Source organism: Aquibacillus saliphilus, assembly GCF_020404745.1.
Lineage (GTDB): Bacteria > Bacillota > Bacilli > Bacillales > Amphibacillaceae > Aquibacillus > Aquibacillus saliphilus.
Window position 1 is genome coordinate 51,481 of record NZ_JAIZAP010000018.1, and the last position, 16,156, is coordinate 67,636.

Here is a 16,156-nt window from a genome sequence, read left to right on the forward strand (position 1 = left end):
GCGGTTTGCTTATTTCGAATGCCCCGCCTGAGGTCGACTTTAGTCAATCCTCTTTGCGTGAAAAAGCACCACATAGAGGCTCGACTTATTGCCCTAGGGTGACCAAGGCACGACTTTAGCGTTTCTTATTAGTCCATAAGTTCTGAAACAATTTGGTACGAACGAAGTCGGTCTTCTTGATAGAAAATTTGTGAATTAATTATAATCTCATCTGCTTTTGTTTCGTTTAAGAAACTTTCCAGCTTTTGTTTTACTGTCTCTTTATTTCCAACAATTGTTGCGTTGGATTTAATCGTCTTTTCAACAGCTGCACGTTCATGGACAGACCAAACATCGTTAATGTTATCAATAGGTGGTTTTAATTGTGTTGGTTGACCTCTTGTTAAACTAAGGAACTGCTGCTGTTGTGAAGTTGCTAACCATTGTGCCCTTTCATCTGTATCTGCAGCGATAATGTTTACTGCTACCATTGCATAAGGTTCTTTTAGGATTTTAGACGGTTGAAAATTATCATAATAAATCTTCAAAGCTGGTAATGTATAATCAGGTGAAAAGTGACTTGCAAAGGAAAAAGGCAATCCTTTTTGTGCTGCTAGTCGAGCGCTGAACCCACTTGAGCCTAACAGCCAAATAGGGAGAGCTAGTCCGTCACCTGGATATGCACGAACTCGAGCGGTTGAATTACCACTGAAGTAATTTTGAAGCTCACTTAGTTGCTCGGGAAATTCTTCCGCACTACTGTTTAATGTTCTACGAAGTGCATAAGCTGTTGCTTGATCGCTTCCAGGTGCGCGTCCAAGACCTAAATCAATTCGGTCAGGATACATTGATTCAAGAGTGCCGAATTGTTCGGCAATAACAAGTGGTGCATGATTAGGTAGCATAACCCCGCCAGAGCCAACGCGAATCCTATTTGTAGCGCCAGCAATATGACCGATGACTACTGATGTAGCAGAACTAGCAATTCCGGGAATGTTGTGATGTTCAGCAATCCAGTATCGGTAAAATCCCAGTCTTTCTACATGTTGTGCTAATTCCACACTATTTTTAAAGGATTGTCCAGCATTGCTTCCTTCATTTATAGGAGCAAGATCTAAAACTGATAATGGAATATTATTAAAAAGGTTGTTGGTCGAAGTCATTCATTAGTCTCCTTTTACTCTTATTGATAAGAAATGATACGCTTGTTCTGAAATGGTTGTAAAGTCATACGCTTTAAATAGTTATGTTGCCTAGAAACAAAACTTATCCCCTGAACATAATGAGAAAAAATACTTATAAAAGTAACTAGGTAGTAGAAACTAATAACAAATAAATTATTTTTTTCATGTTAAACGGGTTGCTACATTGACATAATGTAGGTAGTATAGATAAGTAGAAATTTTAAGGGCGAGAATTGAAAAGAGGGTTACAAATGGAAAAGAAATCCATCTATGGAATGACATTTGATCAATTAACAGCTTGGTTCACGGATAAAGGTCAGAAAAAGTTTCGTGTAGCACAGGTGTGGGATTGGTTGTATAAGAAACGAGTAACAGATTTTTCACAGATGAAGAATCTTAATAAAGAAAGTATTGAATTATTAGAAGATAACTTTTATATACAATCGTTAACCCCAGAGATAAAGCAAGAATCAAAGGATGGGACAATTAAATTTCTGTTTAAATTACAAGATGGAAATCTAATTGAGACGGTGTTAATGCGATTTAATTATGGTTTATCTGTTTGTGTTACCACACAGGTTGGTTGTAACATTGGTTGTACATTTTGTGCAAGTGGATTGTTAACAAAAAATCGTGATCTATCTGGTGGAGAAATCGTCGAGCAGATTATGAATGTTCAACACCATTTAGACCAAGTTGGTAAAGAAGAAAGAGTAAGCCACATCGTTGTGATGGGGATTGGCGAACCATTTGATAATTATGACAACATGATGGACTTCTTCCGCGTTGTTAATGATCAACAAGGACTATCGATTGGTGCAAGACATATAACTGTATCGACAAGTGGTCTAGCGCATAAAATATATGATTTTGCTGACGAGGATATTCAAATTAACTTAGCTGTATCATTACACGCACCAAATAACGAACTTCGAACTCGGATTATGAAGATTAACAAAGCATTTCCGTTAGAAAAGTTAATGCCAGCAATCGATTATTATCTAGAAAAAACCAACCGACGTATTACATTTGAGTATATTTTGCTTCGAGATGTTAACGACCATAAGGAAGAAGCAATTGAACTTGCCAAATTACTCAGGAGTAAACGACACTTATCCTATGTGAATTTAATTCCTTATAATCCGGTTGATGAGCATAACCAATACCAAAGAAGCACGAAACAAGCTATTTTAGAATTTTATGAAACATTGATGGATCAGGGAATTAATTGTGGTGTCCGCGTTGAACAAGGATCTGACATCGATGCAGCATGTGGACAGCTCAGAAGTAAGCAAATTAAGAAAGAAAAAGCTCGCTCATAATAAAAAGAAATTAGCAAGAGAGACTTACTTGTGAAAATTCAACATACCAAAAAACTCGCGAATTCGGGAGTTTTTTTGGTATGTTGAATTATATGTAGAGGGCGAGGAACAATTGTGGCAACCGGAGTATCTTTTATGGTTTTTGTATAAAAAATTTTTTGACGTTTATAATTTAATTTTTTTGAGTTGTTTTCAAATTAATTATTTGACAGAACTTATTTGATTAATTTCTAAAACCTAGTGAAAATAAACACAAGGGTTTTGTCTTGTGTTTTTCTTGATAATGTATATACAAGTTTCAAAAAAAGTGTTGTTCATTTTAATTGGCTATGTTAGTATAAGTTTATGCAAACGTATTCACTAATTTGTGTGATTGTGACTATAAAAGGATTCATCCTTTTATAGTCACTTATTTAATCAATGGAATGTAAGCGTTTCTTTATTTTTTTATTGAAGTGCAAACGAATTCATTGATTGAAATAAAAATAGGAATGGGGAGATTAGATGAAAGGTCAAAAGTATTTTGCGAAAGTAGCTTCTGCGTTGGCTGTAACAAGTATTCTACTAGCGGGGTGTGGATCGTCTGAAGAAGAAGGCGGAACTAATGCTACATCAGAGGATGAATTAACGGTAGATATATTTCAGTTTAAGGTGGAGTTTAAGGATCAATTTGAAAGCTTAGTGGAGTTGTATGAGGAAGAAAATCCTGGAGTGAATATAAATGTTAAGACTGTTGGCGGAGGAAATGATTATGCTGCAACATTAAAAACATCATTTTCTTCTGGTGACGAGCCTGATATTTTTAATGTAGGTGGACCCTCTGAAGTTGAGGATTATCGAGACAGTTTAGCTGATTTATCAGATACAAAGGCTGCAGAGGCTGCGTTAGAAGGTACACTTAGTGGTGTAACAGATGGTGATGAAATTTTAGGCTTGCCATTTAACCAAGAAGGGTACGGATTAATTTATAATAAACGAATATTCGAAGAAGCGGGGATTAACCCTGATGAAATCTTAACACATGAGGACCTAGTAAATGCTGTAGAAACGTTAGATAGTCAAAAAGAAGATTTAGGTATTGAAGCTGTTTTTGCACTTGGTGCTAAAGAAACATGGATTCTTGGTAACCACTTAGCTAACGCTTTCTTAGCTCCGGAGTTTAATCAAGATTTAATGGAAGCTTACAAATCAGATACAGTTACTTTTGAAAAAGGCGATGAAATGAAAAGATTCCTTGACTTGCAAAATGAATACTCAGTTCAGCCTACAGTTAGTTTAGATTATTCGCAACAAGTTGAAGAGTTATTTTCTTTAGAAAATGTAGCGATGATTCAACAAGGTAACTGGATATATAACACAGTTCATGAAATGGATCCTGAATTAGCAGAAAATAACATCGGTATATTACCAATTCCGGTAGAAGGCTTTGAAGGGAAAATCCCTGTTGGTGTTCCGAATAACTGGGTAGTTAACAATAATAGTAGTGATGAAGTTATTCAAGCATCTAAAGATTTCTTAGATTGGATGTACACTTCTGATACTGGTAAAGAATTTGTATTAAACGAATTTAAATTCATTCCAGCTTATGAAGGATTTGACACAACGAAAATTGCTGACCCTCTCTCGCAGGAAATTTATGAGTATGCTTCAGAAGGTAATACGTTAGGATGGGTATTTATGGGTACCCCATTAGCTTGGAATGAAGAAAAACTAGCAGTTAGAATGCAAAAGTATTTAAGTGGAGATCTCGCTTGGGAGGAATTGGAAACTCAAGCAATAACAGAGTGGGAAAATTCAAGACAATAATTCATTACTGAAAACTAATACAACTAACAAAACAAAATAAACTGATATTTGTTTTGTTAGTTGTAACATCTCAGAGATTCAGTGTCTATTTGTTTATAACATCGGAGGGGATTTACATGAACAACCGGAAACTGTCTTTCTGGTTATTTCTAACACCTGTTCTTTTAGGACTTGGACTAGTAGTTGTTTTGCCATTTGTATATGGTTTGATATTTTCTTTTACTGACTGGAATGGTATTACAGCAAATAATTTTTTAGGTTTTGAAAATTATATAAATTTATTTAAAGATGCTGAATTTAGAGCAGCCATGGGCTTCACGGTACTTTTTTCCGTTGTAGCGATCATATTACTTAACTTTTTAGGCTTAGCGTTGGCACTGTTAGTAACAAGAAAACTTAAATCAAGTAACTTCTTAAGAACCGTCTTTTTTATGCCAAACTTAATTGGTGGTCTAATCTTAGGTTTTATATGGCAATTTATTTTCATTAGTGTGTTTGATGATATCGGTCAAGCACTAGGAATTGAAGCACTAAGTGGTTGGTTATCTACAACAAACACTGGTTTTTGGGGGTTAATTATCTTAACGTGCTGGCAAATGGCTGGTTACATCATGATTATCTACATTGCGTATTTGCAAAATATTCCTAATGAATTAATTGAAGCAGCAGAAATTGATGGGGCAAGTAGTTGGCAACGGTTCCGTCATATAACGTTTCCACTTGTTGCACCTGCTTTTACGATTAGTATGTTTCTAACACTATCGAATTCATTTAAGATTTATGACCAAAACCTTTCTTTGACAGGTGGTGGACCATATAATTCCACGCAGATGGTGGCAATGGAAATTGTGAAAACAGCTTTTAGCGAAAACGAGATGGCTTTTGCCCAAGCAAAAGGTGTTATTTTCTTCTTAATTGTTTCAATTATTGCAATTACACAAGTTTATTACAATAAAAAACGGGAGGTCGACATGTAATGAAAAAGGGCAAACGAAATTTAATAATCATCGAAATTGTAGGCCTTTTACTCGCCTTGTTGTGGATTTCACCGTTTTATTTAATGATTGTTAATGCTTTTAAAACAAAAAGGGAAATTTTCGAAGGAGTTCTTGGTGTACCTGATGAATTCACTTCAACAAACTTTGTGCAAGCCTTTATCGATTTGGATTTTTTACAGTCACTTTTTAATTCTTTGTTGGTTACAGGAGTAAGTGTCGGGATATTAATTTTCTTTTCTTCAATGGCGGGTTATGCATTAGCGCGAAATAAAAGTAAATTAAGTGGTCTTCTCCTATTAATGTTCGTTTCAGCGATGTTAATTCCGTTTCAATCGGTTATGATTCCACTTGTTTCATTGTTCGGACAAGTTGATATGCTTAACCAGGTAGGGTTAATTTTTATGTACTTAGGATTTGGCAGCAGCTTATCCATTTTCCTATACCATGGAGCGATGACCGGTGTCTCAGTAAGTTTGGATGAAGCAGCAATTATAGATGGTGCTAATAAGTTCCAAACATTCTGGTACATTATTCTTCCGTTATTAAAACCAATTTCGGTGACAGTTGCAATCTTAAATACGATTTGGATATGGAACGATTACTTATTACCATCTTTAGTATTAGGAGAGGCGAATGCAACGATTCCATTAAAAATGTTTTATTTCTTTGGTCAATATACGAAGCAGTGGCATTTAGCACTCGCTGGATTAACAATTGCAATTATTCCAGTAGTTATCGGTTATTTCTTTGCACAGAAGCAAATTATTGAAGGAGTAGCTGAAGGTGCTGTGAAGTAATAAACTAAGTTGAAACATTGAGACGACATATTTTAAATTTCAACTATATAACTTAAGCTTATCTTAAGTTATACTGTTTTTATAAACGGAATGCATTCGGTTTCATAATTAAAGAGATTAAACTAAAGCAGGTGTACTAAATGTCGATAACAATCAAAGACGTTGCAAAACAAGCAAATGTAGCTCCTTCTACTGTTTCACGAGTGATATCTGATAGCCCGAAAATTAGTGAAAGAACTAAGCGTAAAGTTAGAAAAATCATGGAAGAAATGGGTTATCACGCAAATATTAATGCTCGTGTTCTTGTTCAACAATCGACCAAAACTATTGGTATTGTAATGAAGAATTCTACTAGTGTATCGTTACATTCTTCTTTCGTCCCTGAGGTGATTGGGGGAATAAGTGCCTTATGTCGCAAACAAGATTACAGTATCAGTTTAATAACAGGTGAGTCAGAAGAAGCTGTTTTTCAAGATGCTGTGCAGAAAGTGCAAGGCAAAAGAGTCGATGGCATGATTGTATTGTATTCAAAAGAAGATGATAAAGTTGTACCATATTTAAATGATAACGGAATTCCATTTGTTGTCATTGGAAAACCTTTAGTTGGATCAAACAAGATTATGTTTGTCGATAATGATAACGTCCATGCATCCAAAGAGGCAACAGAATATCTAATACGACTAGGACATGAAAAGATTGCGTTTATTGGGAATGACTCTGAATTTGAAGTAGCTAAAGCTCGATTAGAAGGTTTTTACCAAGCAATGGGCGTAAATAATTTGGATGTTCCTGATGAGTATATAAAAAGCATAAAGTTTAATCCCGAACATGGAAAAAATATTGTGACCGAATTAATGAGTGAAATAGAGCATCCAACGGCCATCGTGATTACTGATGATTTAAATGCGTTAATTGTCATAGAAGCTTTAAGTGCAAATAATAAAAAGGTACCTGATGATGTAAGTGTCATAAGTTTTAATAATTCTATGATTTCAAGGATAACAAGTCCTTCATTGACATCAGTGGATGTGCAAATCTACCAACTGGGGTATGAAGCAGCTAGATGTCTTATCGAAGAAATAAAAGAACCGACAAAGTTTAAAAAGAGTATCATTATACCGACCGTTATCGAGGAAAGAGAATCATGTAAACTGTTTGAACAAAAAGAGTAGACAATTTTTTTCGTAATAAGTGCAAACGATTTCCTGTATTTGCATTATCTAAGATGAATATGAGGAGGAAAAATAATGAACGTAGTTGTATGGAATGAAAACCGTCATGAAAAAACAAATCCTGTAGTTTCAGATATATATCCTAAAGGAATACATGGTGCAATTGCAGACTTTTTGCGGGAGGATAATATTTTTGTTGAAACCGCAACGCTTGATGAACCTGAACATGGCTTAACTGATAAAGTACTTAGTGAAACAGATGTCCTTGTATGGTGGGGGCATAAAGCACATGAGGAAGTAAAAGAAGAAGTAGTAGAAAAAGTTCATAAAAGAGTACTAGAAGGAATGGGTCTAGTAGTATTACATTCCGGTCATTTCTCTAAAATTTTCAAAAAATTAATGGGAACGACTTGTGATTTGAAATGGCGCGAAGCAGATGAAAAAGAACGTCTATGGGTTGTCGACCCAAGTCATCCTATTACTGAAGGTATTGGAGAATATATTGAATTAGAAAAAGAAGAAATGTATGGCGAACATTTCGATATTCCGACTCCTGATCAATTAATATTTGTAAGTTGGTTTGAAGGTGGGGAAGTTTTCCGTAGTGGCTCTACATACCAACGTGGAAAAGGAAAAGTATTTTATTTTCGCCCAGGACATGAAACATACCCTACTTACTATAACAAAGAAGTGCAAACAGTTATTAAAAATGGTGTCAAATGGGTTAATAATAATAATACACCTACACCAGTTTACGGGAACGCGAAACCTATTGAAGAAATTCCTGAGAAAAAGTAAGGCATGCAATTATTAATTTGAGGGAGAGGATTTGTATGGGAAAACTGCGAGTAGCAGTAATTGGTTGCGGTAGTATTGCAAAAAACCGTCACTTATTGGAATATCACAACAATCAGACAGTAGATATTGTCGCCGTCTGCGATATTGTTGAAGAAAGAGTGCAAGAAGCAGCAAAAAAATATGATGCAAGGGCTTATATCGATTATCAACAACTATTAAAAGAAGAACAAGTAGATGCAGTTAGTGTTTGTCTTCCTAACAACCTCCATGCGCCAGTTAGTATTGCAGCGTTAATTGGAGGCAGTCATGTTCTTTGTGAAAAACCAATGGCGACATCTAGAGAAGAAGCTGAAAACATGATTGACACTGCCAAGGCTAACAATAAAAAACTAATGATAGCCCATAATCAACGTTTTGTTCCTTCTCATGTTAAGGCGAAACAATTAATCGAAAATGGTGAAATAGGAAAAATCTATAGCTTCCGTACAACGTTTGGTCATGGTGGACCAGAAGGTTGGAGTGCTGATGGAGCTGATAGCTGGTTCTTTAAGAAGGATCAAGCATTTATAGGGGCGATGGGTGACTTAGGTGTTCATAAGGCCGATTTACTACGCCATTTATTAGGTGAAGAGTTTACTGAAGTAGTAGGGTTTATTGAAACAAATGCGAAAGAGAAAACTGATGTCGATGATAATGCTGTTTGTGTGTTAAAAACTGGAAGTGGTACGATTGGTACATTAACTGCTAGTTGGGCATATAACGCGAAAGAAGATAATTCTACGATTATTTATGGAGAAAAAGCGACGCTTCGATTAGAAGATGATCCAGACCACTCGTTAATTGCGCAATACACAAATGGTGAAGTAGTGAAATATCAATTAGGAAAAATTCAATCAAATGATGAAGACGGCCAAACGAATACTCAAGTAATTGATAACTTTGTAAGCTGCATTTTAAACGATAAGGAACCATTAATTACTGGAGAAGAGGGCAAGAAATCTCTAGAAGTAATTTTAGCAGCAATTGAATCAAGTGAATCAAAACAAATTACAAAGGTGCTATAATGAGCGAACTTAAAATGGGAATTATTGGAGTCGGAGGAATAGCTCAAAAAAGACATATACCTGTCTTTTTTGAGCTGAAAGAGCGTGTGACTTTAGTTGCTGTAAGTGATGTCAATCAAAGCAGAGCAATAGAGGTTGCAGAAAATAACAACATTCCACATGTGTTCACAGATTACAAAGATATGTTTAAAGAAGTTGACGCTGTAACTATTTGCACGCCAAATAAGTTTCATGCTGAAATTGCAATAGCTGCATTTGAGGCTGGTGTTCATGTTTTATGCGAGAAGCCGATGGCAATCTCGGTTGAAGAATGTGAGGCGATGCTGGCAGCTTCAAAGAGAGCAAATAAAGTGTTAGCGATTGCCTATCACTATCGTCATATGAAACAACCGAAAGCAGCAAAGCAAGCGATATTGGAAGGCGAGGTAGGCGTTCCGTTAGTAACACGGGTGCAAGGACTAAGACGTCGTAAGGTGCCTGGTTGGGGAGTTTTTACTAACAAAGAGTTACAAGGTGGAGGTAGCTTAATAGACTACGGTTGCCATCTTCTAGACTTGTCGCTGTGGTTACTTGGTAATCCTGAGCCTAGTGAGGTCGTAGGGAGAACGTATAATCGCTTGAGCAAAGTTCCTAACCAGGTGAACGAATGGGGATCATTTAATCACAAAACATTCGATGTTGATGACCATGTAACAAGCTATATTACTTTTGCTGACGGAGGCTCTTTATTGTTCGAATGCTCTTGGGCAGCGAATATTAAAGAAGATAAAGAACATGTAAGCATTTCTGGGGTAGACGGAGGAATCAATGTATTTCCATTAGAACTTTACCAAGCTAAAAACGGAATGTTAGCTACTACGGAGGCGCAATCGATTATTGGTGAGGATAACCCTGGAATACCACAAGCGAATAACTTTATTGATGCTTGTCTTGGTGAAGCTGAATTGGTTGTACAACCAGAAGAGGCGTTAAAGATTACTAAAATTATTGAGGCAATTTACCAAAGTAGTCAGTCTGGACGAAAAATCGAATTTAAACAATAGGATGGAGGAGACCCGTTGAAACTAGGTGTTTTTACTGTTTTATTTTCAGAAAAATCATTTGAAGAAATGCTTGATCATGTCAAAGATTCCGGGTTACATGCAGTGGAAATTGGTACTGGTGGATATCCTGGAAATGCGCATTGTGATTTAGATATTCTGTTAGAAAGTGAAGAAAAACGTCAAGAATATTTACAAAAAATAACATCACGGGGCTTAACGATTAGTGCATTTAGCTGTCATGGAAATCCAATTTCTCCTGATAAGAAGTTTGCTGAGGAATCTCATAGTACATTCGTTAAAACAGTGAAACTAGCATCGTTAATGAATGTACCGGTAGTTAATACTTTTTCTGGAACTCCTGGAGATAGTGAGAATGCTAAATACCCGAATTGGCCAGTAACGCCATGGCCAAATGAATATGGTGATGTCTTAAAATGGCAATGGGAAGAAAAGTTGATTCCTTATTGGAAAGAACAAGGGCAATTAGCTGCAGACCATAATGTGAAAATTGGACTTGAACTTCATGCAGGTTTTCTAGTCCATACCCCGTACACAATGTTAAAATTAAGAGAATCCACCAATGACGCAATTGGTGCAAACTTAGATCCGAGCCACTTGTGGTGGCAGGGGATTGATCCAGTGGCTGCAATAAAAATACTTGGTAAAGAAAATGCGATTCATCATTTTCATGCTAAAGATACTTACATCGATCAAGAAAATGTCAACATGTATGGTTTAACTGACATGCAACCTTATTCTGATGTTCAAACAAGAGCCTGGAGTTTCCGTTCTGTAGGATATGGACATAGTATTAAAGAATGGTCAAACATTGTGAGCGCACTAAGAACTTACGGATATGATTATGTTATTAGTATTGAACATGAAGATCCTATCATGTCAATCGACGAAGGATTTAGCAAAGCTGTTAAAAATTTAAAAGACGTTAATATACTAGAAACCCCAACAGATATGTGGTGGGCTTGAATTAGTAGTTTACAGCTTCCCCTCTTTAAGTAGCTTACTTCAAAGTGAGTGTGCAAGGTTACTTGAAGGGGGGATTCCTACATAATTAGAAGATTAAATCTAAGGTTGTACTTGAACTGGATAGGTGTATTATTATGTTTAAGCGTTAAGGAGTAGTGATGAATGGTATGATGGGTGGTTTTTATAAAGTAAGTGAGTGGATTATGAGGTTTTCAGTAGTTAATTTGCTTTGGATACTCTTTAATCTACCTATCGTTTTTATAGTATCCAGTATGTTTTTTGCAGAGGAGTCGGGAGAAAAAATTATTTTATCAATCCCTCTCCTTTTGTTAGCGCCACTTTTATTTTTTCCATCGACATCAGCATTGTTTGCTTCTGTTAGAGATTGGCTGCTAAAAAAAGAGGGAAAGTCACTCGTTAAAACCTTTTGGAATTATTATAGGGAAAATTACAAAAAAAGTTTACTTGGTGGATTATTCTTGACCAGCATGTGGGTTATTTGGGTGGTGGATTACTATTACCTGAAAGAAATTAGTGTCATTTTTATGTTCACATTTATTCTGTTAGGTGTTGTTCTATATGTTTACTCAATTAATTTCTTTTCTGTACTTGTTCACTATGATATAAAACTGCGAAAAGTATTAAAAAATACATTTTTAATTACCATTGGTAGTCCTACTTTGTTTTTTGCAGTTTTCATTAGTAGTGGAATGATTTTATATATTAGTCTAAAGGGGCCTTTGTTTTTAATAGCCTTTTTCTCAGGGTCACTGATTGTTTTTCTATCTTATTCGGCTTTTCACAGACTATATCTAAAGTTAACCAGTAGTTAGATATGAAAATATGATTAATTATAAAGTAAGATAAATTTAATGTAAAAAGGAGGTTGCAAAGTGAAGGTATGGTGGAAAGAAGCAGTAGCTTATCAAATATATCCGCGAAGTTTTATGGATTCAAATGGAGATGGAATTGGTGATATTAATGGGATTATCTCAAAGCTTGATCATTTACAAGGTTTAGGGATAGATGTGATATGGATTTGTCCGATTTATAGTTCACCGAACGATGATAATGGTTATGACATTAGTGATTATCAAGGGATTATGGATGAATTTGGAACGATGGCTGATTTCGATCAGCTCTTGAAGGAAGTTCATCATCGTGGTATGAAACTAATCATGGATTTAGTAATTAATCACACATCTGATGAGCATCCTTGGTTTGTTGAGTCACGTTCTTCTAAAGATAATCCTTACCGAGACTACTATATTTGGCATCCAGGAAAAGATGGAAAAGAACCAAATAATTGGGAGTCGATTTTTGGTGGTTCTGCTTGGGAGTTTGATAAAACAACAAAAGAATACTTCATGCACGTTTTTTCTCGTAAACAGCCAGACTTAAATTGGGAAAATAAAGACGTTAGAAAAGATTTATATAATATGGTTAATTGGTGGTTGGATAAAGGTATTGACGGATTCCGCATCGATGCTATATCTCATATTAAAAAAGTACCAGGCTTTCCTGACATGCCAAATCCTAATAAAAAGAAGTATGTACCATCAATGGATGGTCATATGAATCGAGAAGGCATTCAGGTTTTCCTTGAAGAATTAAAGCAAGAAACGTTCGATAAGTACGATATCATGACAGTTGGTGAAGCCAATGGAGTGAAGGTGGAGCAAGCTGATCAGTGGGTTGGTAAAGAAAACGGTAAATTTAATATGATTTTCCAATTTGAACACCTAAGTCTTTGGGGTAAAAGTGTAACTGGAGGTCTCGACATCCACGCACTAAAGAAAACATTAACCAAATGGCAAAAGGGGCTAGACGGTATCGGTTGGAACGCTTTGTTCTTAGAGAACCATGATCAGCCTCGTTCTGTTTCCACTTGGGGGAACGATCTGGAATTAAGAAATAAGTCTGCAAAATGTCTTGCAACGATGTACTTTTTAATGCAAGGAACACCATTTATATATCAAGGACAAGAAATTGGTATGACAAACGTTAAATTTGAGTCAATTGACGATTATAATGATGTCGCAATAAAAAATTTATATCGTAATGAAATAGCAGATGGTAAGTCGCACAAAGAGGTCATGAAAATGATTTGGAAAAATGGTCGTGATAATTCTAGAACGCCGATGCAGTGGAACCAAAAAGAAAATGCAGGATTCACTACTGGAAAGCCTTGGTTAAAAGTAAATCCTAATTATAGCGAAATAAATGTAGAGCAATCAATACAAGATTCTGAGTCTATCTATCATTACTATAAGCAATTGATTGAACTAAGAAAAGACCAGGATGTACTTGTATATGGAAGCTATGATTTAGTGCTTGAAGATGATGCAAACGTCTATGCTTATACAAGAACCTTAGGTGATGAAGTAGCGTTAGTGATTACCAACCTTTTTGATCATCAAGCTGAATTTATTCTACCGGAAAATTTCCAAAACAAGACCGCTGAATTATGTATTAGTAATTATTCGGTTGATTCAAAAGAGGGGATCTCTAAGTTCACGCTAAAACCATATGAAGCAAGAGTCTATAAATGGAGCTAAAAAGTTGAAATGCTTTAAAGCAAAGGATAAAAAGGAAGTTAGTAGTATGATTATTCATTCTACTAACTTTCTTTTTTAGAACAGTAAAAATATTGTATAATAACTATAGGTAAATAGGTTATCAAAAACGAATAGACATCATTTTAAAATCGAGGAGGACTTATTTATGCAGTCAAATGTATGTTGTGTTGGAGAATTATTAATTGATATGTTTTGTACGAATGTAGATGTTGCATTGAAAGATGGAGAAAGCTTCAAAAAAATGGCAGGTGGTGCACCTGCAAATGTCGCGGCGACAATTTCGAAGTTGGGAGGTACGGCATCATTTGCTGGTAAAGTAGGAGAAGACTCATTTGGCGACTTTTTGGTGGAAACGTTAGACAGATATAATGTTGATACTACAATGGTAAGTAGAGATGAAGTACTTCCAACTACGATTGCATTTGTATCTTTAACGGCTGATGGTGAACGTGATTTTCAATTTAATCGTGGAGCGGACAAAAATTTAGAGCTATCTGACTTATCTTTAGATAAAATATTAAACTCAAAACTATTACATTTTGGTTCGGCTACAGCTCTCCTTGAAGGTGAGTCGCAAAGAACTTATTTTGAATTAATCGAGCGAGCCAATCAAGCAGGAATCTTTGTTTCATTTGATCCGAATTTTAGACAAGATTTATGGAAAGGAAATGAAAGTGAGTTTATTCGCTTATCAAAGCAAGCTATATCAAAGGCTAACTTTGTTAAGGTTAGTCATGAAGAATTGGAACTTATCACCAATAAACAAGTAGTTTCTGAGGGGATTGACCAACTTCATCGTCTAGGAGCAAAAATAGTTACGGTAACGATGGGAAAAGAAGGTTCAATTATTTCAAATGGAGAACACGAAGAGCTTATCCCTAGTTTTAAAGTAGACGCTGTTGATGCAACTGGAGCAGGAGATGCATTTATAGGTGCGGTACTGTATAAGTTTGCTAATGAAATAGAGATTAATCCAAACGATTTTACTTACTTAAAAGAGGTTGTTGAGTTTGCTAATAAAGTAGGAGCCGCAGTTTGTACGAAAATAGGTTCGTTAACTGCATTACCAACATTAAATGAGGTTAATTAAGTCTTTAGTGAGCAATTATGAATAATTTTGTAATTCTAAAAGAACTTTAGATTGGCGGCGGAATATGTTTATTTTAACTATTTTTTTAACAGTTATCCAATTTGGTATTTTGTTTTTCTTATTTTTCAAGGTTAAAAAGTTAGATAATATGCTTGAGCAGCAATTGATGGAGAATAACCAACTAATGGTTTCGATAAAGAAACTGCATGAAAAACTTGATGATCATTCTTAATTAAAGAAAAGAGTGAACAAACCGTTATTAACCACTCTTAGATAGATTGATTCGTTTTTTAAATAGTATAAAAGTACGTTCTAAATAAAATAATTGTTTTAAATGACTAGTCTTTTATGCCCTTTTTGTTATAATGAAATTAAAATTAATAGTTTTTTCGAAAAGGCAAACTTATCGAAAGATAAGGACGCAAAGCCACGGGCCTAAAGTATTAGTACTAAGGTAGCCGAGTCACCGAAGGAAACGGAACCGATAAAAAGGTGAACCTATTTCTTTAGGTTCATCTTTTTTGGTTGATTTAGCTTAAATTGCAGAGTCATCTGCAAAACAAAATGGTAATGGTCGTAGGGAATATAAATCTGAAAGAGGTGGTAGGTATGTATTACGTTATTTTTGCTCAGTTAATCATCATGATAGTATTGTTGACTTTATATCTCTTTAGTAAAAAGTCTAGCGCGAAAAGTCAAAATAGTATAACATCTCACAAAAAAACGGATACAACAAAAAACACTCTACCTAATTTCATGGAGTTGGACAAGAGAGAGTTTTTCCGTGTTGAATTGATTGAAAAAAATTGTCTAGTGGAGTTTATTGATTTTGAAAATACGCAACTTAGAAAACTACAAAACAAGAAATTTGACGCATTTATCGAGAATATCAGTCTAGGTGGAATGAAGATAACTTGTCCTTATAATTTACCTGTGAAACAAAGCATTACTGTCCAAATGACATTTGAGTTAAAACAAGAAGATTTCTGCATACAAGGTGAAATTGTTAGAAAAGAAGAGCATAATCATAAGGATTGGGTTTCTTATGGTGTTGGATTTAAAAATATTTCTCAAGAAGAACAAGAACAATTATTAGCATCTTTAAATAAAGTAATGATTGATAAGAATAAGCAAATCAGTTAATTTTACAGAGTCCATAATGAAATTCTTTCACTACGGTGCTAAGAACCACCTTAGTAATGTGAAAATAGTTGATAGTGTCTTTAAGCAGTATTATTCCGGAAAAGACTGGAAGTACTGCTTTTTCTATTGTGTCGGAAATTATAAAATGGACTGCTGTGGATAAATAATTCCTAAGTTAGCCACATCCAGCCCCGGCG

15 protein-coding genes and 1 riboswitch are annotated in these 16,156 nt (G+C 35.3%); of the genes, 14 read left to right on the plus strand and 1 reads right to left on the minus strand.

What is annotated here, in order from left to right; translation table 11 throughout:
- Positions 1 to 128 precede the first annotated feature (128 nt).
- Positions 129 to 1,142, minus strand: a complete 1,014-nt coding sequence (locus LD272_RS16810) for an LLM class flavin-dependent oxidoreductase (protein ID WP_226037762.1) — start codon at positions 1,140 to 1,142, stop codon at positions 129 to 131.
- Positions 1,143 to 1,414: 272 nt separating this feature from the next.
- On the opposite strand from LD272_RS16810, the gene rlmN reads away from it, so the two are divergent.
- The 14 genes from rlmN to LD272_RS16880 all read left to right on the plus strand — a co-directional run bounded on the left by rlmN (position 1,415) and on the right by LD272_RS16880 (position 15,959).
- The gene (gene rlmN, locus LD272_RS16815) at positions 1,415 to 2,485 is read left to right on the plus strand and encodes a dual-specificity RNA methyltransferase RlmN (protein WP_226037763.1); all 1,071 of its coding nucleotides are present in this window, start codon (positions 1,415 to 1,417) and stop codon (positions 2,483 to 2,485) included.
- 504 nt (positions 2,486 to 2,989) lie between these two features.
- Entirely contained in the window at positions 2,990 to 4,291 is a 1,302-nt protein-coding gene (locus tag LD272_RS16820; protein WP_226037764.1) for an ABC transporter substrate-binding protein, read from the plus strand.
- A 116-nt stretch (positions 4,292 to 4,407) separates the two neighbouring features.
- A complete protein-coding gene (locus LD272_RS16825) occupies positions 4,408 to 5,268 on the plus strand; it encodes a carbohydrate ABC transporter permease (protein ID WP_226037765.1) in 861 nt (286 codons plus the stop codon).
- Entirely contained in the window at positions 5,268 to 6,086 is an 819-nt protein-coding gene (locus tag LD272_RS16830; RefSeq protein WP_226037766.1) for a carbohydrate ABC transporter permease, read from the plus strand. The genes LD272_RS16825 and LD272_RS16830 overlap by 1 nt, the downstream gene beginning before the upstream one ends.
- Before the next feature lie 140 nt (positions 6,087 to 6,226).
- Positions 6,227 to 7,258: a LacI family DNA-binding transcriptional regulator gene (locus LD272_RS16835; protein WP_226037767.1), complete on the plus strand. Its 1,032-nt coding sequence runs from the start codon at positions 6,227 to 6,229 to the stop codon at positions 7,256 to 7,258.
- A gap of 75 nt (positions 7,259 to 7,333) precedes the next feature.
- Positions 7,334 to 8,056, plus strand: coding sequence for a ThuA domain-containing protein (locus LD272_RS16840; protein WP_226037768.1), 723 nt, complete (start codon positions 7,334 to 7,336; stop codon positions 8,054 to 8,056).
- Between the two features lie 35 nt (positions 8,057 to 8,091).
- Positions 8,092 to 9,120: a Gfo/Idh/MocA family protein gene (locus tag LD272_RS16845; protein WP_226037769.1), complete on the plus strand. Its 1,029-nt coding sequence runs from the start codon at positions 8,092 to 8,094 to the stop codon at positions 9,118 to 9,120.
- Positions 9,120 to 10,163 (plus strand): Gfo/Idh/MocA family protein, encoded by a 1,044-nt coding sequence (locus LD272_RS16850; protein ID WP_226037770.1) that lies wholly within the window; start codon positions 9,120 to 9,122, stop codon positions 10,161 to 10,163. The genes LD272_RS16845 and LD272_RS16850 overlap by 1 nt, the downstream gene beginning before the upstream one ends.
- Before the next feature lie 15 nt (positions 10,164 to 10,178).
- Positions 10,179 to 11,147, plus strand: a complete 969-nt coding sequence (locus LD272_RS16855) for a sugar phosphate isomerase/epimerase family protein (RefSeq protein ID WP_226037771.1) — start codon at positions 10,179 to 10,181, stop codon at positions 11,145 to 11,147.
- A 158-nt stretch (positions 11,148 to 11,305) separates the two neighbouring features.
- Positions 11,306 to 11,980 (plus strand): YesL family protein, encoded by a 675-nt coding sequence (locus tag LD272_RS16860; RefSeq protein WP_226037805.1) that lies wholly within the window; start codon positions 11,306 to 11,308, stop codon positions 11,978 to 11,980.
- 114 nt (positions 11,981 to 12,094) lie between these two features.
- Positions 12,095 to 13,705, plus strand: coding sequence for a glycoside hydrolase family 13 protein (locus LD272_RS16865; RefSeq protein ID WP_439647408.1), 1,611 nt, complete (start codon positions 12,095 to 12,097; stop codon positions 13,703 to 13,705).
- A gap of 166 nt (positions 13,706 to 13,871) precedes the next feature.
- Complete coding sequence (locus LD272_RS16870; protein ID WP_226037773.1) at positions 13,872 to 14,816, plus strand: carbohydrate kinase family protein; 945 nt, start codon at positions 13,872 to 13,874, stop codon at positions 14,814 to 14,816.
- Between the two features lie 64 nt (positions 14,817 to 14,880).
- The gene (locus tag LD272_RS16875; RefSeq protein ID WP_226037774.1) at positions 14,881 to 15,048 is read left to right on the plus strand and encodes a hypothetical protein; all 168 of its coding nucleotides are present in this window, start codon (positions 14,881 to 14,883) and stop codon (positions 15,046 to 15,048) included.
- Positions 15,049 to 15,202: 154 nt separating this feature from the next.
- A riboswitch (cyclic di-GMP riboswitch) is annotated at positions 15,203 to 15,287 on the plus strand.
- A gap of 138 nt (positions 15,288 to 15,425) precedes the next feature.
- Positions 15,426 to 15,959: a PilZ domain-containing protein gene (locus tag LD272_RS16880; protein ID WP_226037775.1), complete on the plus strand. Its 534-nt coding sequence runs from the start codon at positions 15,426 to 15,428 to the stop codon at positions 15,957 to 15,959.
- Positions 15,960 to 16,156: the final 197 nt, after the last annotated feature.

Excerpts from the sequence above, each read along its gene's own strand:
- LD272_RS16810 (WP_226037762.1), bottom strand. The coding sequence starts at position 1,142 with ATGACTTCGACCAACAACCTTTTTAATAATATTCCATTATCAGTTTTA.
- rlmN (WP_226037763.1), top strand. The coding sequence starts at position 1,415 with ATGGAAAAGAAATCCATCTATGGAATGACATTTGATCAATTAACAGCT.
- LD272_RS16820 (WP_226037764.1), top strand. The coding sequence starts at position 2,990 with ATGAAAGGTCAAAAGTATTTTGCGAAAGTAGCTTCTGCGTTGGCTGTA.
- LD272_RS16825 (WP_226037765.1), top strand. The coding sequence starts at position 4,408 with ATGAACAACCGGAAACTGTCTTTCTGGTTATTTCTAACACCTGTTCTT.
- LD272_RS16830 (WP_226037766.1), top strand. The coding sequence starts at position 5,268 with ATGAAAAAGGGCAAACGAAATTTAATAATCATCGAAATTGTAGGCCTT.
- LD272_RS16835 (WP_226037767.1), top strand. The coding sequence starts at position 6,227 with ATGTCGATAACAATCAAAGACGTTGCAAAACAAGCAAATGTAGCTCCT.
- LD272_RS16840 (WP_226037768.1), top strand. The coding sequence starts at position 7,334 with ATGAACGTAGTTGTATGGAATGAAAACCGTCATGAAAAAACAAATCCT.
- LD272_RS16845 (WP_226037769.1), top strand. The coding sequence starts at position 8,092 with ATGGGAAAACTGCGAGTAGCAGTAATTGGTTGCGGTAGTATTGCAAAA.
- LD272_RS16850 (WP_226037770.1), top strand. The coding sequence starts at position 9,120 with ATGAGCGAACTTAAAATGGGAATTATTGGAGTCGGAGGAATAGCTCAA.
- LD272_RS16860 (WP_226037805.1), top strand. The coding sequence starts at position 11,306 with ATGAATGGTATGATGGGTGGTTTTTATAAAGTAAGTGAGTGGATTATG.
- LD272_RS16865 (WP_439647408.1), top strand. The coding sequence starts at position 12,095 with ATGGATTCAAATGGAGATGGAATTGGTGATATTAATGGGATTATCTCA.
- LD272_RS16870 (WP_226037773.1), top strand. The coding sequence starts at position 13,872 with ATGCAGTCAAATGTATGTTGTGTTGGAGAATTATTAATTGATATGTTT.
- LD272_RS16875 (WP_226037774.1), top strand. The coding sequence starts at position 14,881 with ATGTTTATTTTAACTATTTTTTTAACAGTTATCCAATTTGGTATTTTG.
- LD272_RS16880 (WP_226037775.1), top strand. The coding sequence starts at position 15,426 with ATGTATTACGTTATTTTTGCTCAGTTAATCATCATGATAGTATTGTTG.